At 67.2% G+C, this 25,697-nt stretch carries 24 protein-coding genes; 15 read left to right on the forward strand and 9 right to left on the reverse strand.

Annotation, left to right across the window (positions count from 1 at the left end; all coding sequences use genetic code 11):
- The first annotated feature begins 1 nt into the window (after window position 1).
- Window positions 2-406, forward strand: coding sequence for a response regulator (locus AKJ09_RS37010; RefSeq protein ID WP_146652561.1), 405 nt, complete (start codon window positions 2-4; stop codon window positions 404-406).
- Window positions 407-430: 24 nt separating this feature from the next.
- Here the strand turns inward: AKJ09_RS37010 and AKJ09_RS37015 are convergent, their stop codons facing one another.
- The 5 genes from AKJ09_RS37015 to AKJ09_RS37035 all read right to left on the reverse strand — a co-directional run bounded on the left by AKJ09_RS37015 (window position 431) and on the right by AKJ09_RS37035 (window position 6,249).
- Window positions 431-853 carry a tellurite resistance TerB family protein gene (locus AKJ09_RS37015; protein WP_240488713.1) on the reverse strand — a complete coding sequence of 141 codons (423 nt, stop codon included), beginning with the start codon at window positions 851-853 and terminating at the stop codon, window positions 431-433.
- A 14-nt stretch (window positions 854-867) separates the two neighbouring features.
- Window positions 868-3,021, reverse strand: coding sequence for a hypothetical protein (locus AKJ09_RS54490; RefSeq protein WP_205633914.1), 2,154 nt, complete (start codon window positions 3,019-3,021; stop codon window positions 868-870).
- Window positions 3,018-3,827, reverse strand: coding sequence for an imidazole glycerol phosphate synthase subunit HisF (hisF, locus tag AKJ09_RS37025; protein WP_146652562.1), 810 nt, complete (start codon window positions 3,825-3,827; stop codon window positions 3,018-3,020). The genes AKJ09_RS54490 and hisF overlap by 4 nt, the downstream gene beginning before the upstream one ends.
- Before the next feature lie 43 nt (window positions 3,828-3,870).
- Window positions 3,871-4,626 carry a Fic family protein gene (locus tag AKJ09_RS37030; protein WP_240488714.1) on the reverse strand — a complete coding sequence of 252 codons (756 nt, stop codon included), beginning with the start codon at window positions 4,624-4,626 and terminating at the stop codon, window positions 3,871-3,873.
- Between the two features lie 588 nt (window positions 4,627-5,214).
- Window positions 5,215-6,249 carry an aldo/keto reductase gene (locus AKJ09_RS37035; RefSeq protein ID WP_146652564.1) on the reverse strand — a complete coding sequence of 345 codons (1,035 nt, stop codon included), beginning with the start codon at window positions 6,247-6,249 and terminating at the stop codon, window positions 5,215-5,217.
- A gap of 134 nt (window positions 6,250-6,383) precedes the next feature.
- Between AKJ09_RS37035 and AKJ09_RS37040 the strand changes: the two genes are divergently transcribed.
- Window positions 6,384-6,773, forward strand: a complete 390-nt coding sequence (locus AKJ09_RS37040) for a hypothetical protein (protein ID WP_146652565.1) — start codon at window positions 6,384-6,386, stop codon at window positions 6,771-6,773.
- A 126-nt stretch (window positions 6,774-6,899) separates the two neighbouring features.
- Window positions 6,900-8,480, forward strand: a complete 1,581-nt coding sequence (locus AKJ09_RS37045) for a hypothetical protein (RefSeq protein WP_146652566.1) — start codon at window positions 6,900-6,902, stop codon at window positions 8,478-8,480.
- 91 nt (window positions 8,481-8,571) lie between these two features.
- Here AKJ09_RS37045 and AKJ09_RS37050 read toward each other — a convergent pair whose 3' ends face one another.
- Window positions 8,572-9,225, reverse strand: a complete 654-nt coding sequence (locus AKJ09_RS37050) for a histidine phosphatase family protein (protein ID WP_146652567.1) — start codon at window positions 9,223-9,225, stop codon at window positions 8,572-8,574.
- A gap of 26 nt (window positions 9,226-9,251) precedes the next feature.
- Here AKJ09_RS37050 and recN point away from each other — a divergent pair, with 26 nt between their 5' ends.
- A complete protein-coding gene (gene recN / locus AKJ09_RS37055; RefSeq protein WP_240488715.1) occupies window positions 9,252-10,991 on the forward strand; it encodes a DNA repair protein RecN in 1,740 nt (579 codons plus the stop codon).
- A gap of 85 nt (window positions 10,992-11,076) precedes the next feature.
- Here the strand turns inward: recN and map are convergent, their stop codons facing one another.
- Window positions 11,077-11,874, reverse strand: coding sequence for a type I methionyl aminopeptidase (gene map, locus AKJ09_RS37060; protein WP_146652568.1), 798 nt, complete (start codon window positions 11,872-11,874; stop codon window positions 11,077-11,079).
- Between the two features lie 12 nt (window positions 11,875-11,886).
- Window positions 11,887-12,480, reverse strand: coding sequence for a cobalamin ABC transporter substrate-binding protein (locus AKJ09_RS37065; protein ID WP_146652569.1), 594 nt, complete (start codon window positions 12,478-12,480; stop codon window positions 11,887-11,889).
- 115 nt (window positions 12,481-12,595) lie between these two features.
- Here AKJ09_RS37065 and AKJ09_RS37070 point away from each other — a divergent pair, with 115 nt between their 5' ends.
- The gene (locus AKJ09_RS37070) at window positions 12,596-13,612 is read left to right on the forward strand and encodes a hypothetical protein (protein WP_146652570.1); all 1,017 of its coding nucleotides are present in this window, start codon (window positions 12,596-12,598) and stop codon (window positions 13,610-13,612) included.
- A gap of 65 nt (window positions 13,613-13,677) precedes the next feature.
- Window positions 13,678-14,607 (forward strand): tetratricopeptide repeat protein, encoded by a 930-nt coding sequence (locus tag AKJ09_RS37075; RefSeq protein WP_146652571.1) that lies wholly within the window; start codon window positions 13,678-13,680, stop codon window positions 14,605-14,607.
- 83 nt (window positions 14,608-14,690) lie between these two features.
- On the opposite strand, the gene AKJ09_RS37080 is transcribed toward AKJ09_RS37075, so the two are convergent.
- Entirely contained in the window at window positions 14,691-15,929 is a 1,239-nt protein-coding gene (locus AKJ09_RS37080; protein ID WP_146652572.1) for a sigma-54 interaction domain-containing protein, read from the reverse strand.
- Here AKJ09_RS37080 and AKJ09_RS37085 point away from each other — a divergent pair, their 5' ends adjacent.
- From AKJ09_RS37085 to AKJ09_RS37125, 9 genes are read left to right on the forward strand one after another with little or no spacing between them, the layout of a single operon-like run.
- Window positions 15,930-17,201, forward strand: coding sequence for a hypothetical protein (locus tag AKJ09_RS37085; RefSeq protein ID WP_146652573.1), 1,272 nt, complete (start codon window positions 15,930-15,932; stop codon window positions 17,199-17,201).
- Window positions 17,201-17,518: a hypothetical protein gene (locus tag AKJ09_RS37090; RefSeq protein WP_146652574.1), complete on the forward strand. Its 318-nt coding sequence runs from the start codon at window positions 17,201-17,203 to the stop codon at window positions 17,516-17,518. Before AKJ09_RS37085 ends, AKJ09_RS37090 begins: the two co-directional genes overlap by 1 nt.
- Window positions 17,515-19,059, forward strand: a complete 1,545-nt coding sequence (locus tag AKJ09_RS37095) for a hypothetical protein (protein ID WP_146652575.1) — start codon at window positions 17,515-17,517, stop codon at window positions 19,057-19,059. Before AKJ09_RS37090 ends, AKJ09_RS37095 begins: the two co-directional genes overlap by 4 nt.
- A 1-nt stretch (window position 19,060) precedes the next feature.
- Window positions 19,061-20,050: a YfaP family protein gene (locus AKJ09_RS37100; RefSeq protein ID WP_146652576.1), complete on the forward strand. Its 990-nt coding sequence runs from the start codon at window positions 19,061-19,063 to the stop codon at window positions 20,048-20,050.
- Between the two features lie 37 nt (window positions 20,051-20,087).
- Window positions 20,088-20,762 carry a MotA/TolQ/ExbB proton channel family protein gene (locus tag AKJ09_RS37105; protein WP_146652577.1) on the forward strand — a complete coding sequence of 225 codons (675 nt, stop codon included), beginning with the start codon at window positions 20,088-20,090 and terminating at the stop codon, window positions 20,760-20,762.
- A 3-nt stretch (window positions 20,763-20,765) separates the two neighbouring features.
- Window positions 20,766-21,179: an ExbD/TolR family protein gene (locus AKJ09_RS37110; RefSeq protein WP_146652578.1), complete on the forward strand. Its 414-nt coding sequence runs from the start codon at window positions 20,766-20,768 to the stop codon at window positions 21,177-21,179.
- Between the two features lie 6 nt (window positions 21,180-21,185).
- Entirely contained in the window at window positions 21,186-21,908 is a 723-nt protein-coding gene (locus AKJ09_RS37115; RefSeq protein WP_146652579.1) for an energy transducer TonB, read from the forward strand.
- Between the two features lie 2 nt (window positions 21,909-21,910).
- Window positions 21,911-24,586 carry a TonB-dependent receptor domain-containing protein gene (locus AKJ09_RS37120; protein WP_146652580.1) on the forward strand — a complete coding sequence of 892 codons (2,676 nt, stop codon included), beginning with the start codon at window positions 21,911-21,913 and terminating at the stop codon, window positions 24,584-24,586.
- On the forward strand, window positions 24,583-25,536 hold the full coding sequence (locus tag AKJ09_RS37125; RefSeq protein WP_146652581.1) for a hypothetical protein: 954 nt from the start codon (window positions 24,583-24,585) through the stop codon (window positions 25,534-25,536). The genes AKJ09_RS37120 and AKJ09_RS37125 overlap by 4 nt, the downstream gene beginning before the upstream one ends.
- Window positions 25,537-25,697: the final 161 nt, after the last annotated feature.

Below are 25,697 nucleotides of genomic sequence, written 5' to 3' on the forward strand. Positions count from 1 at the left end.
GATGCGCGTCTTGATCATCGAGGATTCGGACTCGATCTGCCGCATGATCGAGGCCCTGGTCTCGGCGCGTGGCTTCGAAGTGCGTGGCGCCTCATCGGGCGCTCGAGGGCTCGAAGAGGCGTACGGCTGGCGTCCGCACATCGTGCTGCTCGACATCAACCTGCCGGGCGCCTTCGATGGCCTCGAGGTTTGCCGGCGGCTTCGCGCCGACGATGGAACCAAGGACGTTCCGGTCATCGTCATCACCGCGATGAACGACGACGAGGTTCGACGTCGCGCGATGGAAGCCGGCGCGAACGCGCTCTACGAGAAGCCGTTCAGCCCGCTCGCGCTGCTCAAAGAGATCGAGGCGCTCGGTCGGAAGAGCGGCAAGTTTGCGCCTGCCAAGCCCGTCCGGACCGAGTAGGTCGACACGCGAGCGGACCGATCGTCAGCCGAGCATGCCGAGGTTTTTCTTCGCGCGCGCCTCGGCATCCGCGACGATGGACTTCGCCTCGTCCGCGGGGATGCGCAGCTTCGTGCCGAGATCCGCGATGATCTTCGTCTCGTCGGCGTGCTGGTGACCGTCGGCGTAGGAGAGAAGGACGGCGTGCTGGAGGAGCACGCGGCGATCGGAGGCCGAAAGTTCCTGCAGATCGATGTCGTCGAGCGTGCGCTTCTCTTTGGCGTACTCGCGGAGCGCGCTCTTCTGCGCCTCGGACGCTTGGTAGGCATCGAGCAGTGCCTCGAGCATCTCTTTTTCCTGCTCTTCGAAGGAGCCGTCGGCCCAGGCAATCGGGATCAGCGCGTGGACGATCGCGTACTCTTGCTCGTGCATGGTCACGAGGATCGAGCCCGCGCGCTCGTCCGTCAATCCCCCGCGTGCGCCTATTTGGCGCTGACGCTGATGACTTTGTTGCCCTGGGCGTCGGCCTGAGCAGCGGTAATTTCCTTGTCGCTGATGTGCAGGCGCTTGCGGAGATTGGGCGGTCCGGCGAGCAGGACGTCGATGTCCGCGTCACACCGAAGTTGCTCGATGCGCGCCTCGGGACCGAGCCCCGCGAGCAGCCACACTTCGGCGCCGCGCACGTTGGAGATCACGTGGACGGTGCCCGGCGAGCCCGAACCGCCGACCTGACTGCCAGGTTCGGCGCTCGGCCACGGATCGATCGCGCCCGGCTTGGCCTTGGAGGGATCGAGCTGAATCGGGACGTCGATGCGAGGCTTGCCGTCCGGGCCCTTGTCCCACGGCGATTCGGCTTTCACGATGGCGCGACGGGGCGCGTATCCCTCGGCGGTGGCCACGAACTCGAGCCGCGTCCCGACGGGCATGCGCTCGACGTCGAGCGGCGCCTGACCCATGCGAAGGAGGATTTCTGCGTTCGCAGGCGCGTCGCTTACGACGAGGCCCACCTTGCATCGGGGAGCGGCGGGCGTGGTGGCGGCCGCACTCACCGATGCCGTCGGTGCAGGCTTGCGCTTGGCACCCGTGAAGAACGAGGGCTTGAGCGTCCAGATGGCGAACACGGCGCCGACCAGGATGAGGAGCGTGAAGGCGATCATCGCGAAGCCCGTGCGCGGTGCGCGCGGCTGACGCGAGCCGGGCAGACGATGTGATGCCGTGCTTTCGCCGCGACGGGGCTTGTCGCGCTTCGTGACCGAGGGGCTCTCCACGGTCACCTTCTCGCGCCGCCCCGAGACCTCGGGGACGGGCTTCGCCTTCGAAGCCGGCGCCTGTTGCTTGGGCGGCAGCGGCCCTGGGCCTCCCACCAGGCGCGCCGTAGGAGGCGTTGCCGGTCCGAGCGGAACGGCGGCCTGCGGAAAGACGGGCAAGTGCTCCGACGGCACGAGCGGCGAGGGCGGCGCGAGCTCCTGTCCGAGCGTCGGCGCCGAGCTCATGTCGCGAACGGGCGGCGGCGGGACGGGCGAGGGCGTCTTTGGTGCGGAGGCCTTCGTACCGACGGTGATGGGCGCACTCGCGTCGGCGAGAGCCAGCAGCGCCTCGACGCTGTCGCCTTCCGCAGGGGCTCGCTTCGGTAAGCCCTTACCGAGATCCTTCGTGAGCTCCGCGATGACGTCGGCTCCTGGAGGCGGCGGTGTCGGATCGAGGCCGGCAATCGCCTTTAGGTCGCGTGACATCTGCCTTTCGCCGAGCGGCGGGCCGCCGAACGACTCGAGCAAGGACTCGACTTCGTCGCCTCCGAAGAGCTTCTCACCGCTTGGCGCCGGCGGACGCATGGGACCGAGCGCTTGGATCGCTGGGGCTGGGGCGGGGGCTGGGACCGGCGCGGGGGCTGGCGCGTGAACCGGCGCAGGGGCTGGCGCGGCGCGTACCGGAGCGGGCTCCGGAGCCGGCGGGGCCGGTTGAGGCGCAGGCAGGAAGGCGCCCGGGATCGGCGGAGGCGTCAGGCCGACGTTCGGTACTGGCCGCGCGGGCGGCGCAGGAGCGTTGACGAGGTCCGGCGCGTTCATCTCCGCGGCCGCTGCGGCAAGCTGATTCTCGCGCCGCGCCGTCGCGATCTCGTCGGTGAAGCTCGGCATCGAGCCGGTGCCGGCTTCGCCATCGCGCTTGATGCTCGGTCGGCTCGGCGCCGACGCGTTGCGCCCCAGTCCGAGCGTGACGCGTTTGACCTCGCGCGCGAGCCTCGCGAGGGCACGCCGGCCGGCTGCGCGGTTGACGGGGATCAGAGCCGCTTCGAGCTCGGTCACGAGCGACGAGAGCCCGCTGCCCGACTTGCGCTTGGCTGCGGCCGACAACGCCGGGGTGGGGGAGCCGCTCGCCTCGAGGAGCTTGCCGAGGATGGCGCGCACGCTCGTTTCGGCGTCGCCCGTCACGCCCTCTCTTTTCGGGCGAACGAGGGCCACAGTGCCTTCTTCGCTGATGTAAACCGTGCGGGTCTCGACCTCGCCCTCCATGGCGCGCGCGCCATCGGCGATTTCGAGAGTCAGGTACCCCGCGAGCTCCGGGGCGAGTGGAACACGCCGCGTCTCGACGACCGCGAACACCTCCTCGAGTGTGATGGAGGTTTCGAGGGCGCTCATGTCGCGCGGGCCCCTACCACGTCTGCGAGCAGCCGCATGGGCACGCCGGCCTGCTGGAGGAACGCCTTCGCTTGACCGATACGGTAGGTGCCGTCGTGGAAGATCGACGCGGCGAGCACGGCGCTCGCGTGACCGAGCAGGATGCCGTCGCGAAGGTGCTCGAGGGTGCCGGCGCCACCCGACGCAATCACGGGCACGCTCACGCTCTGCGTGATCTCACGCAGGAGCGGCAAGTCGTATCCGGAAAGGGTGCCGTCGCGGTCCATGCTCGTCAGCAGGATTTCTCCTGCGCCGAGCTCGGAGGCCCGCTTGGCCCAGGCCGACGCAGAAAGACCGGTCGAAGTCCTACCACCGTGGGTAACGACTTCCCAATCTCCTGCGCTGCCGTCGGCAGTGGGAGCCGTCCGCCGTCGGACGTCGATGGCGACGACCACCGCTTGGGTGCCCCATCGCTCCGCGCAGCGTGCGATCAGCTCGGGATCGCGCACGGCGGCCGAGTTGAGGCTGACCTTGTCGGCACCGGCGGCGAGCAGGGCCTCGACGTCGTCGACGGTGCGGATGCCACCGCCGACGGTCAGAGGAGTCGACGTCTCGTCGGCGGTGCGAGCGACCACGTCGAGCATCGCGCCGCGCGCTTCGTTCGTGGCCGTGATGTCGAGCAGGGTGATCTCGTCGGCGCCCTCTTCGTCGTAGCGGCGTGCAAGCTCGGCAGGATCGCCGGCATCACGCAGCCCCACGAAGTTGACGCCTTTGACCACCCGCCCGCTCTTCACGTCGAGGCAGGGGATGATCCGCTTCGTCAGCAACGGAAAGCGCTTTCCACACGCGCGGAAAGCCGCGCGCGCTGTTCTAAACCTTGACCGCGTAGCCCTTGCTCTCGTGGCCTTCGAGCAGCTTCTCGACCGAACCGAGGTTGTTCTCGATCGATTCGTGCACGATCTGCGTCATGGTCGCGCTCGAGCCCTTGAGTGCCTCGTAGTAACGCTGGCGCTCGGTCGAGTGGACGATGGCGGGCGGATAGCCGCCACGGAGCAGGAGCAAGTTCATGAAGAGGCGAGCGACTTTCCCGCTGTCCGAAGCGAACGGGAAGACGCGAAGCAAATCGTAGTGCGCGCGAGCCGCGATGCGGATCGTGCTGCGCGTTCGGCGGGTCTCCGGGTCGTTGACCCAGTCGAGCACCTGGCGAACCTTGTAGGTGATCTTGTCCGGCGGCGCGTACTCGTGGAAGTACAACCGGTGCTGGGGGATATCTTTGCGGTACTTGACCGTTTTGATGTCCCCTTCCTCCGGGTGGAGGATGAGGTAGATCTTCTTGACGACGTCGATGTTGAGCGGCTGGCGCTTCTTGTCGGCGAAGTCGCGGATGTACTCCAGCGCTTCGCGGTGTCGCCGGATCTCCTCGCAGATCGGCTGAATGCTGGAATCCGTGACGATCGGCGCCGTCGGATCCATCGCAGCCTTGAGTTCCTGCGCAGTGTAGACCGAGCCCTCGAGCGCGCTGTCGTGGTAAATCCACGACATATCGAGGCTATCTCGATACGCCTTCTGGAACTCGGGTTCGGTTTTCGTAAGCCGCTCCAGAAGAAGCGCGTAGCGCTCCTCCATGCTCAGCGGCTTGGGGGGCGGTTCTGCCGGAACGGCAACCGCGAGCTTGCGCTTTGACCCCCTACCAGCCCCTGCCGTAGCGAGGGGCTCCTTCCTGGACGATTTCGCGGAAGCTTTCGCAGCCATTCTATTTCCACAACCCGGGCCATCCGGGTCCCCGACGCACGACGGGCGCGGAGGCTAGTGGCGCGTTGTCGCGATCGTCAAGGAGAGACGGATTAACCCTGATATATCGAGCTGATAGATTCATGTGTGAAAAGGTGTGATACGGCTGGGATTGACCCATTTTCATGGCCGCGAGCCGGGCCGTGGATGAGCCTCCAACCACGAAACGGAGGAGCTCATTCCCAACGCTCGCACCTCATCCGTTACGGCGTCGTAAACCGACCGACGTTGAGGTCTGGCAGACCTGACTGACATTGAGCTCTCCCGGCCGGCCCGGAGACCCGACCGACGTTGAGCCCTTGGGCAGCTCCCCGACATTGTTCAGGTCTTGGAGATCTGACTGACATTGAGGTCTCGCGCTGCAGGCCTCCGTCACGGGGTGGAAACCTGACCGACATTGAGGTCTCGCGCTCCAGCGCTACGTCATGGGGTGGGGAAGGGGTTGCGCTCGGCGAAGCCCTTCTGGTGCCAGTAGGGGTAGATTGGCGTGGTCGCGCTTGCGGCGTCGAGCTTGGCGACCTGGGCGGGCGTGAGGTTCCAGCCGACGGCTTCGAGGTTCTGGCGGAGCTGCTCCTCGTTGCGCGCGCCGATGATGACGTTGGCGACGCTTGGACGTTGGAGCAGCCAGTTGAGAGCAATCTGCGGGACGGTCTTGCCCGTCTCTTCCGCGACCTCGTCGATGGCGTCGACGACCTTGAAGAGGTGCTCGTCCGGCACGGGCGGACCGGCTTCGACCATCGCCTGCGAAGCAATGCGGGCGTTTTGCGGCTTCGGCTGTCCGCGGCGGAGCTTGCCCGTGAGTCGCCCCCAACCAAGAGGACTCCACACGACGGTGCCGACGCCTTGGTCGAGCGCGAGCGGCATGAGCTCCCACTCGAAGTCGCGGCCGACGAGCGAGTAGTACGCCTGGTGGGCGACGTAGCGCGCGAGCCCGTACTTCTCGGAGACGGCGAGTGACTTCATCAGGTGCCAACCCGAGAAGTTCGAGCAACCGATGTAACGAATCTTGCCGGCGCGCACGAGATCGTCGAGCGCTCCCAGCGTCTCCTCGATCGGCGTCAGCGCGTCGAAGCCATGGAGCTGGAGAAGATCGACGTAGTCGGTGCCGAGACGACGCAGGCTCGCTTCGACCGACCGGATCAGATGGAACCGCGACGAGCCAACGTCGTTCGGCCCCGGTCCATTTCGGAACGTCACCTTCGTCGAGACGATCGCGCGCGGGCGACGTCCTTCGAGCGCCTTGCCGAGGATCTCTTCGGCTTGTCCGCCCGAATAGACGTCGGCCGTATCGAACATGTCGAGGCCGGCCTCGAGGCAGATGTCGACCAGGCGCGTGGCCTCCTTCACGTCACTTTCGCCCCAGTGCTTGAAGAACTCCGTCCGCCCGCCGAACGTGCCCGTGCCGAGGCTGAGAACCGGAACCTTGAATCCTGAAGCGCCGAGCCGTCGATACTCCATCGCCGTTTCTCCTTCGTCTTCCGTACGTCGCTCTCGAGGTGGCGGTCCGATGCCGCCCTCGGGCTCCACGTGGCGCGGTCGTGCTCGTTGACCCGCGCGAGATGCGCGCGAACACTATGCCAATGTTCGAACGCATGAAGTCGAGCTGGCGCGTAGCGGGAGTGATCGGGCTCGTGACGATCGCCGTCGTCGCGTGCGGTGGTGGGCGAAGCGAGTCCGAGGCTCCCAGCATGCCCGCACCCCCGGTCTGCGGCGTTCGGCTCTTCGAGAGCCCGCAGTGCGAGAACGCGGTCAATTTCATGTGCTGCTCGCAGAAGGTCGAATGCTCGCGCGATCCGGCTTGCCAGCGCCTCGCGGATTGCTCGGTCGCATGCAAGCATGCAGAGGCGCACGACACATGCGTGACGACGTGCGTCACGCGCGAGGCGCCGTCGCCGGACGTCGAACGCGGACTCGCGCTCTGGCACCGCGTCAACGACTGCGCCTCCAAGGCGAACGTCCCGGACTGCGGCGACGCCTCGTGAACCTCCGCGATCCGGGGTGGATCCAGGCACTGGACGAATGGCTGCCCATCCCGGCCGGTGACCCTCCGAAAATCCCTTGAATTTCAAGAGACGGTCGTTGGTACGACATTTGATTACAGGCGAGCCATGCGCCTGGCCAAGGTCCTCTGCTTCGTTCCGTTCCTTCTCACCGGTGTTGCAGGTCTGACGGGGCTTCCGGGCTGCTCTTCGGCGGCGGAAGAAGACTCCGAGGGCTCGGCGCAAGGCGTGACAGGCGGATCGGGCAGCACCCAGTCGGCGCTCGCGCTCGTGTTCGACGACGCCAAGGCAGAAGCGCCGAAGTGCTCGGCGGCGATGCTCTCGGACACCGTCGCCGTCACGGCCAAAGATTGCGCGAAGGTCGGCCAGCTCGTCGGCCGCGCGTCGGACAAGGACGGCAAAGGCGTCCGCTCGAAGATCAAGGCCGTCCACGTGCCGGACACCGACGACGCGGAGATCGCCGTCGTCGAGCTCGACAAGGGACTCGAAGGTCTCTACGCGCTCGTCACGCACATGCCGCTTCGCGACGGCTACAGCGTGAACGCGGTCTCGTCGAAGGACGCGTGGTTCGGTCCCGACAAGAACGAAGCGGCGTCGGTCACCGCGAGCATCCACGGCGAGACGGATGCGCACGGTATCCTCGTGCCGGACACGGGCAGCGAGATCTGTGACGGCGACATCGGCGCGCTCGTCTGCTCCTCGACGAGCACGCTCTTCGGCCTCCGCGGCACCTGCGGCCTCTCGGGCATCGTCGTCGGCCGTGACGAGGCGACGCCCGCGACCAAGGCGTCGAAGACCGCAGGCTGCTCGAACGGTGGCTGGAAGGTCGCCAAACTCGGTCAGTACGCCGACTTCCTCAAAAAGTACGCTCCGAAGGCTTTCCAGCCCCTCGACGGGTGGTGGAAGTACACGCCCGAAGGCCTCTGGGGCTACGAGAGCAGCGGAAGCGTGAAGTCGTGCAAGATCGACACGACCACGCTGGCCTCCAGCGTTCCGAACAAGGCTTCGACCACGATCAAGGCGACCGTCAGCTTCACGAAGATGTCGAAGCGCGCGGCGGCTTGGGGGCGCTTCGGTATCGCGCCGAAGAGCGATCCGACCAACATGCGCTGGTCGGCCGCGGCGCTCGCCAACAAGTCGTCCGGCTCGGCGGACTTCAACGCCGCGTTCCAGGGCGCGGTGAAGGCTTCGAACATCGGCGACTACATCGTGACGTTCCGCACCACGGGCAACGGCGGTGAGTCGTGGGTCACCTGCGACCTCGACGGCATCGACAACGGTTACTCGGCCGACAAGACGCTCTCGTTCAGCGTCGGAGAAACGGGTGGCGGTACGACGAACCCGACCGACCCCTCGACTCCCGACGCGGGGTCCACGGCGGACGCGGGCTCGCCCTCGGGCTCGGATGCCGGCTCGAAGGCCGACGCGGGCTCGTCGTCAGGCGCAGACGATCCGTCCGCGTCGACCGACGGGGAGACGACCTACACCGATCCGTCGTCCTCGAACGACCGGGATGAAACCGACGGCGAGGGCTACAGCGAGGGAGAAGAAGGCACCGTCAACCCGAAGAAGAAGGGCCAGTCGGGCTGCTCGGTCAACCACGCCGGCGGCGCGTCGTCCTCGGCACCGCTCTTCGGTCTGCTCCTCGGCCTCGCAGCGTTCGCGCGCTCGCGCCGTCGCGCGAACTGAGCGACCTCGCCACCGAACGAAGCCTATGGAACGAAAACGGAGAGCCTTCGCTAGGCTCTCCGTTTTTCATTTCGGGTCCGCGCTCACCGTGTCACCACTTGGAGAGTCGGTTCTCTGCTCTCCGCGGCCAGTTCGCATAGTGGGAGGTGTCGTTGTAGAGCATGAGACGCGCGCGGACCGGATCCTTGAAGTCGAGGATGCTGAGTGACGCGGGCGAGAGGTCGAGGTGGTCGCGGTAGCCTCGGGCGTCGATGCCGAGGAGGCTCGCCAGGACGAGGCGGATCGTCGCCTTGTGCGAGACGAGCGCGACCGTAGCCCCACCGTGATGCATGACGATCTTCCGGAGCGCCGGCAGGGCACGGGCGGTCACCGCAAGCCCGGACTCTCCCCCCTCGGGCGCGAAGGTGAACGGATCCTGCTCCCAGGCGGTGTATTCGTCGGCATACTTCGTCTCGACCTCGGCGCGCGTCAGCTGCTCCCAGCGCCCATGGTCGATCTCCCGCAGGCCAGGCTCGGGAATCGGCGTGAGCCCGTGCGCCTTCGCCACCAACGTGGCCGTTTCCATCGTCCGCCCGAGGGGGCTCGCGTAGATGGCCGCGAGCTTCTCCTGCCCGAGTCGCACGCCGAGCGCGCGGGCTTGCTCTTTTCCTCGGTCGGACAGCGGAACGTCGGTGCGCCCCGCGAACCGGTCCTCGGCCGAGAGTGTCGTTTCCCCGTGACGAATGAAGAGGAGGCGTGTGGTCATGCCGACTCCCAGCGTACACCGCTGGAATGCCGGCGGCCGTTGGAGTAATCGATCGCGTCGATCCGATGCTGCATTCGATCACGATCGACAACGTCGTCCTCATCGAGCACCAAGTCGTCGAGCTCGGCCCGGGGTTCAATGTCCTGACGGGCGAAACGGGCGCCGGCAAGTCGATGGTCATCGACGCGCTCGCGCTCGTCCTCGGTGGACGTGCCCGGCCCGACGCGGTCCGAAGCGGCACGCGTGAAGCGGAAGTCGCAGCGCTCTTCGAAGTCGAAGCGGGCTCGCGCGTCGCAGACAAGCTCGAGGCGGCGGGGGTCCCGTGCGACGGTGAGCTCGTCGTTCGGCGTGTCGTCCAGGCGGAAGGGCGCAGCCGCGCGTTCTTGAACGGCAAGGTGTCGACTGCCGCCCAGCTCGCGGAGCTCGCCCCGGATCTTTGCGATATCGCCTCGCAGCACGAGAGCGTGAGCCTCACCGATCCGGGCACGCACCTCGAATACCTCGACGCCTTCGGCAAGCTCGATATCCAGCGCGATTCGCTGGCCGAGAAGGTTGCCGAGCTGTCCGGCATCGTCCGCGAGATCGAGAAGGTGCGTGAGGCCGAGCGCGATCGCGCCGAGCGCGAAGACTTCCTCGCGTTCCAGTATCGCGAAATCGAGGACCTCGACCCGTCCCTCGGCGAAGAGACGGAGCTCGAGAGCGAGCGCGCGCGTCTTCGTCACGCCGAGAAGTTGCAGACGGCGACGCAGGCCGCGGCCGATCGCCTGTACGAGGGCGACGACACGGTGTGCGATCAGCTCGCGCGCATCTCCTCCGAGCTCGATGCGGCTGCCGCCATCGACCAGACGCTCGCCCCGCATGCGCGCGCGGTGGAGAGCGCGCGCGAAGAGCTGGCCGACGCAGCGCGGGCGCTCTCGCGCTACGCCTCCGGCATCGAGACGAGCGCCGAGCGCCTCGCCGAGGTCGACGACCGCTGGTTCCGCCTTCAGAAGCTTCTCCGCAAGCACGGTCCGACCACCCACGAACTGCTCGCGCACCGCGACGACCTCAAGCGCCAGCTCGATCAGCTGGCGGGCGCGTCGGACCTCCTCGCCGAGCTCGAAGCCAAGCGCGACGACCTGCTCTCCACCGTGGCCGTCGAGGCCCGCGGTCTCTCTCGCAAGCGCCGGGATGCGGCCGCGAACCTCGCCGATTCCATCGGTCGTGAGCTCGGTGGTCTCGGCATGGGCCGCGCGCGCGTCGTCGTCGACGTTTCGCCGGTGCCAGCGCCCGTAGCCGGCGAGCTGCCCCTCGTCGATGGCGCGCGCCTGACGTCGAGCGGCATCGATCGCGTCGAGTTCTTGATCGCGCCGAACAAGGGGGAAGATCCCCGACCGCTCCGCAAGATTGCCTCCGGCGGCGAGCTCTCTCGCGCGCTCCTCGCCCTCAAGCGTGTCCTCGCCGAGAAGGGGCCCGCCGGCCTCTACGTCTTCGACGAGGTCGACGCAGGCGTCTCGGGCGCGATCGCCGAGGTCATCGGCCGCGCCATCGCCGACGTCGCACGCCATCGCCAGGTGCTCTGCATCACGCACCTCCCGCAGATCGCGGCGCTCGCCGATCAGCACTTCGTCGTCGGAAAGACCGAAGTGAAGGGCCGCACTACGAGCACGCTCAAGCGCCTGTCTGCCAGCGAGCGCGTCGAGGAGATCGCGCGCATGATCGGCGGCGTGAAGGTGGGCGAGGCCGCGCGCCGCGCCGCCGTCGAGCTGCTCGGCGCGAAGAAGTAGGACTGGGCCCGAAAACGCGAAGGCCGCCACGTGTGCAACGTGACGGCCTTCCGCGCATCAGGCGAAGCTTCTCAGGCGAAGCTTCTCACGCAAAAATGGTCGCGATGTTCTCGCTCAGGCGAAGCGGCTTCGGGCGCTTCGTGAGAACCTCGCAACCCGTCTTCGTGACCACGATGGTGTGCTCGAACTGCGCGGAGAGCGAGCCGTCGGCGGTGGTGACGGTCCACTTGTCCTTCGGATCGATGTCGACCTCGAAGCGACCGAGGTTCACCATCGGCTCGATCGTGAAGACCATCCCGGCCTTCATGCGCTCGCCCGTGTTGCGCTTGCCGTAGTGCTTCACCTGCGGATCTTCGTGGAAGCGACGGCCGATGCCGTGCCCGACGAAGTCTTTGACGACACTGCAGCCTTCGCCCTCGACGTACTCCTGGATGGCTGCGCCGATGTCGCCGAGGCGTCCGCCGTCCTTGACCTGCGCGATGCCGAGCTCGAGCGCCTTGCGCGCCACCTCGGTCACCTTGCGGGCGCCGGGGCTCGGCGTGCCGATGTAGAAGGTCGCCGACGTGTCGCCGTGGAAGCCTCCGAAGAAGGAGGTCACGTCGACGTTGATGATGTCGCCGTCCTTGAGGACCTGCGGTCCGGGGATGCCGTGGCAGACGACCTCGTTGACCGACGTGCACACGCTCTTCGGGAAGCCCCGGTAGTTGAGCGGGGAGGGACGCGCGCCGCGACGGATCGTGTCCTCGTGGACGATCGTGTTGATTTCGTCCGTTGTCATGCCGACGCGGAGCTTCTCACCGACGAGCAGGAGCGTTTCGGCGGCCATCAGGCTGACCACGCGAAGCGCCTCGATCTCTTTTGCGCTCTTGATCTCGATCGCCACTTCTCGACTCCTCTACTTCAGCTCGCCGAGCGCGAGTGCATCGCTGACGGCTACTTTGACGTCCTTGGTATCCGGCGCGAGATGGAAGTGAATCTCGCGATCGCCGTCGGGTCTCACGAACTCGCGCACGAACGCGACGAACGGGTAGCCGACCAGACGGCTTTCGAAGTTCTTCATGATGCCGAGCGACTCGCTCGACTTGGTGATCTGGACGGTGAAGTCCGTCTCGGGCGGGTTCTCGCCGGCGACCTTCTCGACCGTATGCAAGCCCAGCTGGTAGACGACCTCAGGGCCGTCCTTCTTGGCGGTCACGGTCGAGACCCGGACGCGAATGACGGCATCGCTCGTCTGCGAGCGCTCCCGTACGAGCGGGTCGTGGCGCGGCTGGTAGCCCTTCTGGAAGTCCAGGCCGACCCCGGCCGGCTCGATGGTGTCGTCGAAAAGGGTCGCCGATCGACCCGCGTAGGCGGGAAGCGGACGGGAAGGTGAGTTCGGCCCCCCGCTCGAGCTGCCGCAGGCGCTCAGCAGCCCGACGAGACCGAGCCCTCCGAGAATACCCGCGAGCGCGAGCGCCCGCATCGACCCCCGGAGCCTAGAACGCACCATGCCTCTCCCTTACCAGCCCGGGTACCGGTTGGCGAGGACGCTCGACGCCTTGGAGACGCGGTTCGCCGGTAGCTCCTGTTGATGGCGCCTTGGCCCGAGTGATACCGTCCCACCCATGAAGCGTGGAGCTCTCAGTGTTGTCGTCAGCGTCAGCCTAGGCCTCATGGCAGCGGCGTGCGCGCCGGCCAAGGAACCCAAGCAGGCGGCAGCGCCCGATCCGACCGAAGAAGGGGCTTCGAACGAGTCGAGCTCGAGTTCGAGCGGTGGAGGCTCCTCCTCGTCGAGCTCGTCGTCGAACGGCGGAAGCGACGGCATCATCGTCCCCCCGCCCGGCGGAGCTTCGGGTGGCGGTGCGGCTCCGGCGAAGGCTGGCGCGAAGGGCGAGGCCGCTTCGGTCTCGAGCCTCGTCGCCATGCAGGACGGACTCAAGTGGGGCATGAGCCACGCGGACGTCATCAAGGTCTACACGCAGACCGGCGGCGTGATCTGGAAGGACTACGACGAGAAGCTCGCGAAGGCGCGCGTCGGTCCGGAGATGACGGCGCTCGAAGCCGAGCGCGAGACGCAGAAGGCTGCCTTCGGTCGCAGCTTCATCGAGTTCAAGGACACGCCGACGGGCTACGACGCCACCGGCATCAAGAGCGAGTACACGTACAAGAACCGTGAAGCGCTCATGTGGGTCCAGCGCCAGGGCAAGAAGCGCTACTTCTTCTTCATCAACGATCGCCTCTGGAAGATGTACGACGAGGTTCCGCTCGGCGACAGCGGTCAGCTCGGAAAGACCTTCGTCGAAGCCGTCAACCTGATGAACGGCAAGCTCGGAGCCGCGGGCCGCATCCAGGGCGCCGATGCCGCGAAGGGCATCAACACCACGACGGTCGACTGGAAGGACAGCGGGAGCCACCTCCGCCTCGTCGATCGCTCGGGCGAGCGCATCGTCGGCGTCGTCGTCGAGGACAACGGTACGCTCAACAGCCTCGCATCGCTCCGCACCAACAAGTCGGAAGATCCGACCGCCATCGACCCGACCATCGCAGCGGTGACGAAGGGTGGCCTGTCCGACCCGAACGCGGCGCAGCCGGCGGGCAGCGCAAAGCCTGAGACGAAGAAGGCGCCGCCGAAGAAGAAGTAACGCTCGACGTTCGCCGAACACCTTCTGGCCCCTCGCGCGGTGCGTGCTAGACCGCGTTAGGGGCCTTGAAGCATTTCGTCGCCAGGATGGTCGTCATCGGCGCGCTCGGCGCGTCGTATTTCGAAGTAGGCACCGCGTTCGCCGAAGGACCTCGCGCGAACGACACAGTTTCCGCGCAGCTGTTCTTCGAGCGAGGTCGCGACGCGGCAGCTCGGAACGATCCGGCGGAAGCGTGTCGTAACTTCGAAGAGAGCCTGCGTCTCGATTTCGCCGTCGGTACGCTCTTCAACCTCGCCAATTGCGAAGAGCAGCTCGGCCGCCTCGCGAGTGCATGGCAGCATCTCCGCGAGGGCATCGATCGGCTCGACGCGAACGATCCTCGGCGCGCGCAGGCCGCCGCCTCGGCGAAAACACTCGAGGCGCAGCTGCCGCGGCTCGACGTTCGTTTGGCCGCGGGTGCCTCGGGGCAGGTACTCCGTGACGGCGTGGAGCTCGAAGGTTTGTCGCTTGGCTCGCCGCTGCCGGTGAACCCAGGCGTCCACGTGGTGACGGTGCGTGCCGAGGGCCGTGCCGATGCACGCTACGAAGTGACGCTGGCGAAAGGCGAGCAGCGCTCGCTGGTCGTCGCACCGGGGCTTCTGAAAGGAGGTCCGGATGCGACGGAGACCAAGAAGACGCACCCCGCGCTCCGCACCACGGCGTGGGTGACCGGCGGCGTCGGCGTTGCCGGGCTCGGCCTCGGGCTCGTCACCGGCGCGCTGGCATTGGACAAGTCGAAGGTCGTCGACGGCCATTGCGACGCGAACCACACCTGCGATGGCGACGGCCTCGACGCGCTCGATTCGGCGAAGTCGATGGCCACTATCTCGACGATCAGCATCACGGCCGGCGCGGCGCTCCTCGCCACGGGCGTGGTGCTTTGGTTCGTGAGCAAGCCCACAGTCGATCGCGAGCGCGCGGCGGTCACCGGCTCACCCGCGCTCGTCCGATTCTGAAAACGCGACCTCAGGCTCTGGGGAGCCCGATCTTCGAGCGCTGACATCGAAGCTTGCCCGCCGCAACGGGCGAGCCCCGCGTTTTACGGGGCGTCTTCGTTCGCGGCTACGCCGATCGCCTGTTCCGCGCCATCGAGCGCCTGCGGTACCACCGCGATCGTGCGGAAGCGCGCCCAGTCGATCCGCAACTTTCGCATCTTGCCCCGCAGCGTGTGCGGGTTGAGGCCGAGAATGTCGGCGGCGCCGCCTCGACCTTCGATACGACCGCGCGTCAGGACGAGCGCGCGATGGATGTGCGCCCGCATCGTCTCTTCGAGCGTGGGGAACGCGCTGGCGTGGGGCGTGGAGGGCAGGGATACGGGGTTCGCGTTGCTGTTCATTTTCGAGGGGTCTCCCGTCTCGAGTGCGCGCGAAGGGGCGGAGCCGTCGCCGAGCGCGGCCCGGACTTCGAGCTTGCGACCGCCACCGAGGATGGCGGCACGTTCGATGACCGCCGCGAGCTCGCGGACGTTGCCCGGCCAGCGGTAGTCTTGCAGGTCTTCGAGCTCCGAAGCGCTGGGCACCAGAGGGATGCCGGTGAGGCGCACGCCCGCGCGCTTTGCAAAGTGAGATGCCAGAGCAGGGATGTCGTCGCGTCGATCGCGCAGCGGTGGGATGCGCACCGTGAACACACCGATTCGATAGAAGAGATCTTCCCGGAAGGTGCCCTGAGCGCACATCGCACGGAGGTTTCGATGAGTGGCCGTGATGACACGCACGTCGACACGCAGGCTCTTGCCGCCTCCGACGCGCTCGAGCGTGCCGTCTTGCAAGACCCGTAGCAGGCGGACTTGGGCAGGAAGGGAGAGTTCGCCCACCTCGTCGAGGAACAACGTTCCTCCGTCCGCGCGCTCGAACCAGCCGAGGCGTGTGCTCGTCGCGCCCGTGAAGCTTCCTCGCTCGTGACCAAACAGCTCGGAGTCGACGAGTTCGGCGGGGATCGCGCCGCAATTCACGCGAAGCATGGGACCGCGCGCGCGCGACGATCGCGCGTGGACCATGCGCGCGAGAAGCTCTTTGCCGGAGCCCGTCTCGCCTTCGAGCAGCACGGCGGCGTTGGTAGGCGCCACTTGCTCGATGCGTGCGAGGACGTCGCGCAGGCCGTCGCCCGCGATGATCATGTCGTTATCCTGGACGGCGGCTCTATCAAACTCGACGGTCTCGCCCGTGGACGGCGACGGCGCCTGTCCGGTGGCGAGACGAATGACACCTGACTCCGTCGGCAAACCCGTGTTGCCGACGTCGCCGAAGTGTCTGGCACTGCGTGTGCTTAGCGCGGTCATGTGTCCAACATAACGGATGTCAGTTCGTCAAACAAGACAAGGTCCACCGTTTCGCCGTTTTCGCTGGATTTCGGAGCGTCTCCAGCTTCTTCGCGGCGGTGGATTCGGGGGGCGCTCGCGGCTTCGGTCGGCGCCCTCGCGCTCTTCACGGCGCTCCCGGCGTTCGCCGACGGCAATTGCGCAGACAAGCCGACGCCCATCTATGGTCTCGGCGGGAGCGCGACGAAGCCGCTGCTAGGTAAGATTGCGGCCGCGCTCGCGGCGGCGAATCCTCCGCGCACGATCGTCTATCAGGCCCCTGGCGCGTGCCTCGGCATCAACGGTCTGATCTCGGGCACGCCCATCACGGGCACCGCCACCTACTGGGATACGACGGGCGCCGAGCAGACGTGCAAGCTGCCCGACACGGGGCAGGCGATCGACTTCGCCAATATGGGCAACTCGGCGGCGTCGTGTCCGGGCGTCGGTACGCTGCCCGAGGGAATCGGGGACTTTCTCGGAGCGGTGAACGCCTACACGCTCATCGTGCCGAAGGCGTCGAGCCAGCTCTCGATCAGCGCGGAGGCGGCGTACTTCGCGTTCGGCTTCGGGCAGACCGGCCTGGCCCAGCCCTGGGTGGACGAGACGCAACTCTTTCGGCGCGACGCGAACTCCGCCGCTCAGCTCTTCATCTCGATCGCGACCGGTGTTCCCGCCGAGAAGTTCAAGGGCATCGACACGAAGTCGAACGGCGGAACGATCACCGCGGTCGCGCAGGCGACGAAGCCCGAAGCTGCCCTCGGACTCGTCTCGGGGGAAGTGGCCGATGCGAACCGTGCGAGCGTCCGCATCCTCGCTTACCAGCACAAGGGTCAGCGCTGCGGGTACTTGCCCGACTCCACCGCCACGTCGTTCGACAAGCGCAACGTACGCAACGGCCAGTACTACCTCTGGGCGCCGCTGCACTTCTTCGCGAAAGTAGACGCGCAGAAGAAGATCGTGAATCCGGACGTGGCGAGCTTCATCGGTCTCTTCACCGGTGAGGTCGACCCGCCGGCGGGCGTCGACCTCCTCGCCATCGAGTCGAAGGCGGGAAACGTTCCCAAGTGCGCGATGAACGTGTGGCGCGAGACGGACCTCGGCGAGGTGCGCTCGTACAAGCCGGAAAAGCCGTGCGGTTGTTACTTCGAGTCGGTCACGACGGGCACCAATTCGTGCACCGCGTGCACCGACAACGCTGCATGCCCCCAGAGTGCTCCCGTGTGCCGCTACGGCTTTTGCGAGGCCCGCTGATGAAACGCTTTCCCCTGGTCCTCCTCGTTCTCGGCTCGATCGCCGTTCTCGTGAACGCATGTTCGTCATCGTCGGAAGAAGCGGCACCGAGCCGTCCGCCTCATCAAACGACGCCAGCTCCCGCCGAGGCGGGCACGTCGGAAGACGCGGCGCCTCCGGACCCGTCGTGCCTCGGTGATGCCGGTTGCTACCTCTGTGAACCGAAGCAGCTCCCCGACTTCCTCAACGCATGCACCGATGGCGAGTGCATCCCGTTCGACAACTCTGCGCGTCTGCCGTTGTACAAGGCAGGTGAAGCGCTTCCGCCCGTTCCGTGAAGCGCCATCGTCTTCGGGGGCTCTCGTTCGCTGCCGGCCTTGCCGGCTCGCTCGTCGTCTCGTCTGCCTCGGCGCAAGGGAACGCGTCGGCGGACGACGACGTCGAAGTCGTCGCCACACCGACGCCCGCGCCTGCACCTCCGGGCGCGTCGCTATCTCCAAATACGCCCGTTTCTCCGAATGCCCAGGCGCCTTCGAGCGCACCGGCTCCCGCCGAGGCTCGCAAACCGAGCCGCGAAGACGAGCTCGAGGCGCGTATTCGGGCGCTCGAGGCCAAAGCCGCCGAGGCGCCCGCACCGAGCGCAGCTCCGAAGGCTCCGGACACCACGAGTGTTCGGGCGGAGCGGGAGCCCTCCTTGACGAGCGGCGTCACCGGGCCGCTCGGGCTCGTCTTCTCGGGCTACGTCCAGGGACAGTACGAGACCAACCAGGCCTCCGAAGATCAGATTCAGCAGGGCGGTGTACTGCTCAATCAGGATCGCTTCAGCATCCGGCGCGCTCGGCTCCGTGTCGACCGCGCCTGGACGTGGGCCTCGACGACCATCGAAGTCGATGGCAACACGGTTCGTGGTCCGTCGTTCGGACTGCGGCGCGCCGAAGTTTCGCTTCTCTGGCGCAACCCCTTGGCGGGCGCGCCCCCTTGGGTGCGTTTGACCGGCGGTCTCAGCGAGATCCCGTTCGGCTACGAGCTCACTGACTCTGCGCGAAGCCGCTACTTCATGGAGCGGTCGACCGCATCGCTGGCGCTGTTTCCAGGCGAGCCGGACGTGGGCGTGCGCCTCTCCGGCGGCATCTCTTTCTTCCGCTACGCCCTTGCCGCGCTCAACGGCGAGCCGATCGACGACCGACCCGGCCGCTATGCGGGCGACCCCACGGCGGCGAAAGATCTCGTCGGACGCGTCGGCATCGAGACCCGCCCGCGGGACGAGCTCCGCGTCACCGGTGGCGTGTCCTTCCTCACCGGAAAGGGGTTCCATCGTGGAACCGAGGCGACGAAGAACAGCGTCGTCTGGCGCGATCTGAACGAGAACGGCTCGGTCGACGGCGGCGAGATCACCGCCGTTCCGGGCACGGCCGCAACGCCTTCGCAGACCTTCAATCGTTGGGCGTTCGGCGCCGATCTCGGCTTCACGCTCGACACGCCCATCGGCAAGAGCCGTCTCTACGGCGAGGTCTTCGTCGCGCAGAACGCCGACCGCGGCCTCACCGCCGCCGACCCCATCGCCAGTGGCACCGACGTTCGCGAGTTCGGCTTCTACGGCGCGTTCGTCCAGGAAATCAGCCGCTACGGCGTTGTCGGATTCCGACTCGATCGCTACGACCCCAATGCCGACTTCCTCGACAAGCGAGCTGGCAAGCTGATTCCGGCGAGCGCTGCCATCCAGACGTATTCGCCGATGGTCGGATTGCTCCTGCCGGATCGCGTTCGGTTCCTCGTCCAATACGACGCCATCGTCGACTCGCTCGCGCGCGACGGGCAGGGCGTGCCGACCGATTTGAAGAACAATCGGCTCACGTTCCGTTTGCAGGGGGAGCTCTGAGATGGGACGCGGTCTCGCAGCCCTCCTCGCATCGGTCGGGGTTCTCCTCTCGCTCGTCCTCGGTGGGGCGCTGGCCTCGTGTTCGGGCGAGCCTTCGCCGAGCGGTCTCGACGAGCCGCTCCGCGTCGGCAGCGCTTCGTTCAAGAGCGGCTCGTTGCCCGGCGCTCCACCGGTCGCCGAGGGGGTCACGGGCGCGCCGCCGCTCGTGACTTCACTCGAAGCCGCGAGCACGCTCGTCCGTCTCGGCCAGACCGGCAAGTCGCTCGTCGGTCGCGCGAGTACGGAGGCTGTCGCGGTGGCCGTCGGCTTCGCCGATCTCGGCACGGGCTACTGGGTTTTTCCCGTTGATGCGCCCGATCCACAGAACGGCGGCGAGCTCACCTGGCAGGCGACCGTCGACTTCGGATCGAACATCCCTTCCGGACGCCACGCCCTGCGCGTGGTGGCCATCGACGCGCAGGGCAACGCGGGAACGCAGCGCGAGCTCGGTCTGTGCGTGCTCTCCGCGATACCGGACAACCTCAACGCGTGCGATCCGAAGAACGCGCCGCCCTCGACCGTGTTCTCGCTGTCGTGGGACTCGCCGGTCGACCTCGACCTCGTCGTCGTCACGCCCGACGGCCGTACGGTCTCGGCCAAGAACCCTCGAACGGTGGCGCCGAACGTGGATGCCGGCGCGGCGAACGGCGTGGGCACGTTCGACCGCGATTCGAACGGCGCTTGCGTCATCGACAATGCAAATCGCGAGAACCTGGTCTTCCAGACGCCTCCTTACGAGGGCTCGTGGCTCGTCTACGCGAACCTGTTCGACGCGTGCGGAAGCGCGCCCGTGCACTTCACGTTCACGCTCTACGAAGCGCAGGTCACGGTCACAGGCGACCCGACCATCCAGGAGCTCGTTCCCTCGATCACCAAGCGAGGCACGTTGCTCGATGTCGACGCGAACGGCGGCGCGAAGCTCGGCACGTTCGTGACGGAGATCCCATTTTGAGCGTCCTTCGCAGCGCAAGGACCGAACGGAGGAGGCCATGCTCGTCGATCGTCTTTTGAAAGTCGCACTCGCAGGAAGCTCGTGGGTGCTGTGGTTCTTGCTCGCTCTCTCGGTGGTGTCGTTCACCGCCATGCTCGAGCGTTGGCTCTACTTTCGCCGTCATCGCGACGACGTGGCAGGGCTTCGTGCGCGACTCGCGTTGCATCTCGGCGACCAGGACTTCGACGAGGTGAGGCGCGTTCTCTCGTCGAGCCCGTCGATCGAAGCGCGTGTGGTTCTCGCGGCGCTCGCTTGGCAGGCGGGCGGGCCCGAGGCGGTGTCCGACGCCGTCGACAGCGAGCTTGGAGAGGCGCGCAAAGAGCTCGAACGAGGCACGAACCTCCTCGGAACGCTCGGCAACAATGCGCCGTTCGTCGGCCTCTTCGGCACGGTTCTCGGCGTCATCGAGGCCTTTCACCAGCTCTCGGGAGGTGCACAGAAGGCGGCGATGGGGAACGTGATGAGCGGCATCGCCGAGGCCCTCGTCGCCACCGGCGTGGGTCTGTTCGTCGCGCTCCCCGCGGTCGTCGCCTACAACGTCGTGCAGAAGCGCATCGGCGAGATCGAGAGCAATACGCAAGGACTGAGCAAGCTCGTGACGGCGGCTCTGCGAACTGCCGAGGCGCGCACGCCATCCTCCACGCGCGAGCGCATCGCGCAGGCGGCGGAGTGAGCGATGGGCGCGCAAGTCCAGTCCGGCCGAGGCCGCAGCGCGATCGTGGGCATCAACGTGACGCCGATGGTCGACGTGGTGCTCGTGCTCCTCGTGATCATGATGGTGTCGGCCACGTACATCGTCGCGCAGAGTCTGAAGGTGGAGCTGCCCAAAACCGCGACGTCCGACGATGCCGCGCCGCAGCTGGCGAAGGTGACGCTCACGAAGGATCGCAAGATGCACTTCGGCGACGAGGAGGTCACCGAGAAGGTGCTCGTCGACCGTCTCCGCACGGCCCATGCCGAACACGAAGACGTGAGCCTCGTGCTGAGCGCCGACCAAGACGTTCCGCACGGCGCCGTGGTGCACGTCATCGACCTCGCGAAGCTCGAAGGGATCGCGAAGTTCGCGATTCACGTCGAGCGCGCGGAATAGGCCGTCATGACCAAGGGCTCGCTCCTCTACCTGGTGAGCTTCGGCGCGCATGGCGTGCTCGCACTCGGCGTGGCGACGCTGAAAGGAACGCGTCCGTCCGAGAACGTGAGCGTGGCCGTGATCGAAACGACGAAGAAGCCGGCCACGCCGCCCGCTCCACCGCCGCCTCCTCCTCCTGCGCTGAAAGAGGAGCCTCGTCGCGCGGAGACGAAGGCGAAGGTCGCGCCGTCGAAGCCGGCGCCCGCAGCGGCCGAACCTCCGCCTGCGGCCGCGGCCGCTCCTGCTCCTCTTGGGCAAGGCGACGCGACACCCGACTTCGGACTCTCGATGGCGGGTGGAACGGGCGGGGGACTCGCCGTGCCCACGGGCGGCGGGCGTCCGAGTCCGGCCAGCAGCGCTTCGTCGCCCGTCACGAAGAAGGTTCTCGCGCCCGCGGCACCTGTCGCCGAAGCGTGCGCAGAGCCCGCGGTGAAGGCAAAAGCTCTGACGCTCAGCCAGCCAGCGTTCACACGTGAGGCTCGCGAAGCCAACGTGTCGGGCAAGGTTCGTGTCGAGGTCACGGTCGATGCGAACGGCCACGTGACGTCGGCACGTGTTCTCGAAGGACTTGGTTACGGACTCGACGAAGCTGCGCTCGCGGCCGCCCGCGCGGCGACCTTCGAGCCTTCCACGAGGTGCGGAAAGCCCGTGGCGTCGACGTTCGTGATCGGCATGCGTTTCTCGCTTTGATCATGGTCGTACGTCGTCATCGAATTCTCGGAACACTCGCACTCGCGTTTCTCGCCGTTACGAGCCGCGAACGGCTCGCCATCGCGCAGTCCGCGCCACCCTCGTCTTCGCCGAACGGGCAACCGCCCGCACCCAAGCTCACGAAGCCTCCGAAGCTCGTTCGGTTCGTCGAAGCGGTCTATCCGGAGAGCGAACGCGCGCAGGGAAGGGCAGCCGCCGTCGTCATGCGCCTCGGCATCGGAGCGACAGGCGCCGTGGAGGAAGCCGCGGTCGTCGAATCGTCGGGGCCGGCCTTCGATGCTGCAGCGCTCGCGGCGGCGAGAGCGTTCGTTTTCGAGCCCGCCGAGATCGACGGCAAGCCGGCCGCGATTCGGATTCTGTATCGCTACGAGTTCACGCTCACGCCCGAGGTCCCGAAGACAGCCGTCTTCGAGGGCACGGTTCGCGATCGGACGACGGGCAAGCCGCTCGCGTCGGTGCACGTCCGACTCGATACGGGCGCGACGACGGACACGGACGAACGAGGGCACTTTCATTTCGCCGAAGTGCCGCCCGGCACGCATGCCGTGGCGCTCGACGGCGATTCGCTCACCGCCGTGCGAACGGAGGAGGCGTTCGAGGCGGGCAAGAAGGTCGACGTCGACTACCAGGTCCAGGGCGTGACGGCCGGAGCATCGGATTCGGAGGACAAGGACGATCTCGAGATCGTCGTCACCGCGCCAGCGCTCGCGAAACAGGTCGTCGCCTCCACGGTTTCGGCCGACGAAGGACGGCGTCTTCCCGGCACGCAGGGCGACGTGCTGAAGGTCGTCGAGAGCATGCCTGGTGTTGCCCGCTCGTCGGTCGGCGCGGGTCAGCTCATCGTTTGGGGAGCGGCGCCCGAAGACACGCGCGTCTACGTCGACGGCGTGCGCCTGCCGAGGCTCTACCACGGCGGCGGTCTGCGCTCGGTGGTTGCGACCGAGCTCGTGGACAGCGTCGAGCTCGCGCCCGGCGGCTATGGCGCCTCCTACGGGCGTGGCCTCGGCGGCCTCGTCACGGTGCGCACGCGGCGGGCCGACGACAAGCAGTTCCACGCGTCGGCGGCGGTCGATCTTCTCGATGCGGCCGCCTCGGTGCGCACGCCGATCGCCAAAGACGTGAACGTCCAGCTCGCCGCGCGACGCAGTCATCTGCACACGGCGATCGAGCCCTTCACCAACGGCGACGCCGAGGACTTCTTTCCGATCCCTCGCTACCACGACGCGCAAGGACGCATCGCGTTCGCGCTCGGCCCACACGAGCGCATCGACGTCACCGGGCTCCTTTCGTCGGACCGCATCTCGCGCACCGCCCTCGACGCCGATCCGCTCCTCACGCGTCGCGAGACGCGCGAGACCTCGTTCGAGCGTGTGTATGCGCGCTGGGAGAAGGACCTCGCGGCGGGGAGCGTCTCGGTCGTGCCCTGGTTCGGCTTCGACCGCAGTCGCACCGAGAATCGGTTCGGCGACGTTCCGGCGACGCTCGAGACGTCTGCGACGGTCTATGGACTTCGCGCGTCGTACCAGGACAAGGTCTCGAAGTTCCTCGTCGTGAACGTGGGACTCGATGCCGAGATCAACGATGCTCGCGTGAGCCGTAGCGGCTCGGTGACGACCCCGCCGCGCGAAGGCGACGTGCACGTCTTCGGACAAGTGCCACAGGATCGCGTCAACGCCGACGAGTGGAAGGTCGTCACCGCGGGCCTGGCGCCGTTCGGCGAGCTCGACTTCTCTCTCTTCGAGAACAAGCTGCACGTGATTCCTGGCGTGCGCTTCGATCCGTACTTCGTGAGTGTGAGCCGTCGAACGCCGCGCGAGGGTGACACGCCCGCGCTCGGATCGTTTCGACAGGACGCTGCTCTCGAGCCTCGCCTGCAGGTTCGATGGGCGGCGACCGATCGACTCGACGTGAAGGCAGGTTGGGGGCGCTATCACCAGCTTCCCGCGCCGGAAGATCTGTCCGCGGTGTTCGGCAATCCACAGCTCCCCGTGTCGGCCGCCGAGCACTTCCTCGCCGGAACGGCGGTGCGCCTCTTTCCTGCGACGTCGCTCGAGACCACCGCCTTCTACGTCACGCAGTCGGACCTCGCGGTGCGCAACCCCGCATCGTCGCCGCTTCTCGCCGAAGCGCTCCTTCCCATCGGCGCCGGACGCTCCTACGGCGCGCAGATGCTCTTGCGCAAGGCGCAGGCGGCGGGCTTCTCCGGTTGGATCAGCTACGGCATCGTGCGGAGCCTCCGGCGGGACACGCCCGACGCCGACTATCGACTCTCCGACTACGATCAGACGCACGTGCTCACGGGCCTCGCGAGCTACGACCTCGGGAAAGGCTTCGAGATCGGTGCGCGCGCGCGCTTCGCCTCGGGCTTTCCGCGTACGCCCGTCCTGCGCGCGACGTACGACTCGCGGCGCGACGTCTGGCAGCCGGTCTTCGGAGCGCAGAACACGGATCGAATTCCGGCGTTCTTCCAGCTCGATCTGCGCGTCGCCAAGCGCTTCAAGATGCCGGTTGGCGATCTCGAGGCTTATCTCGAGGTCCAGAACGTGACGAATCGAGAGAACCCCGAAGAGGTGGTCTACGGCTCGGACTACCGCAGCAAGGGATACATCACCGGCCTGCCCATCCTGCCGGTGTTCGGAGCGAAGTGGTCGCTATGAAGTCGTCCTCGAAAGCGTGCGCCTGGGGCGTGTTCGCCTCTCTCGTCGTCGCCGCGTGCAAGCCGTCGCTCGACGACGATCGCTCGCGCGTCGATCGCCCGCGCATTCTCGCCGTGCAGAGCGAGCCGGCCGAGGCGAAGCCCGGCGAGTCCGTCGTGCTTCGTGCGCTCTACACAGACGGTTCGCAGCAGCTCGACGTGGCTCCCGTGGCATGGGGATTCTGTGCCACGCGACCGGCGCTCGACGAGCCGACGGCGCTCAGCGCCGCGTGCTTGTCGAATGCCGATGGTGGGCGCACGTCCCTCGGTGCGGGCATCACCGTGAACGCGACGATTCCTTCCGATGTGTGCCGATTGTTCGGTCCCGATCGTCCGCTCGGCAAACCGGGCGAGCCTGCGGGGCGGCCTGCGGATCCGGATTCGACCGGCGGCTATTACCAACCAGGAGTCGTCGGCGGAGCCGGACTCGACGATGCGTCCTTCGACGTGCGCGTGCGTTGTGGTCTCCCCGGGGCGACGCAGGCCATCGTGGCCGAGCTCGAACGGCGATATCGGCCGAACGTGAACCCGAAGCTCGCTGCGGTCCGCGCAGGTAGCGACGCCATCGCGGATGGGGGGAGCGTGACCGTCGCGAGAGGAGCGAGCCTGCGCATCCGTGCGGAGTGGCCGGCGTGCGGTGACGACACGTGCGAGGGCGCGGAGAGCTACGTCGTCTTCGATCCTGCGGCGCGCGTTCTCGTGCCCCGGCGCGAAGCCATGCGCGTGGCGTGGCTCGCGACGGCGGGGCACTTCGAGGAGGGCAGCACGGGACGCGAGGAGTCCGACCTCGCGACCGACACGGAGAACGGCTGGACGGCGCCGGACGAAGCGGGCGACGTCACGCTGTGGCTCGTTCTCCGCGATTCGCGAGGTGGCGTCTCGTTCCGCTCGATTCGGGTGCGCGTCGGCTGACGGTCGGAGCCCGTCTTCGACTTCGCGGCTGCGTTGCGTGCGCGACAGCGCGCATGCGGCCGCGCTCGCGATACCGTGACGATCAGCGACCTGCCATGACGTTCCGTCGCAGGGCGCATGTCTTCACGCGCCCGTACGGTCACTGCCGCAGGTCTGTCACG

It is taken from the genome of Labilithrix luteola (assembly GCF_001263205.1).
Classification (GTDB): domain Bacteria; phylum Myxococcota_A; class Polyangia; order Polyangiales; family Polyangiaceae; genus Labilithrix; species Labilithrix luteola.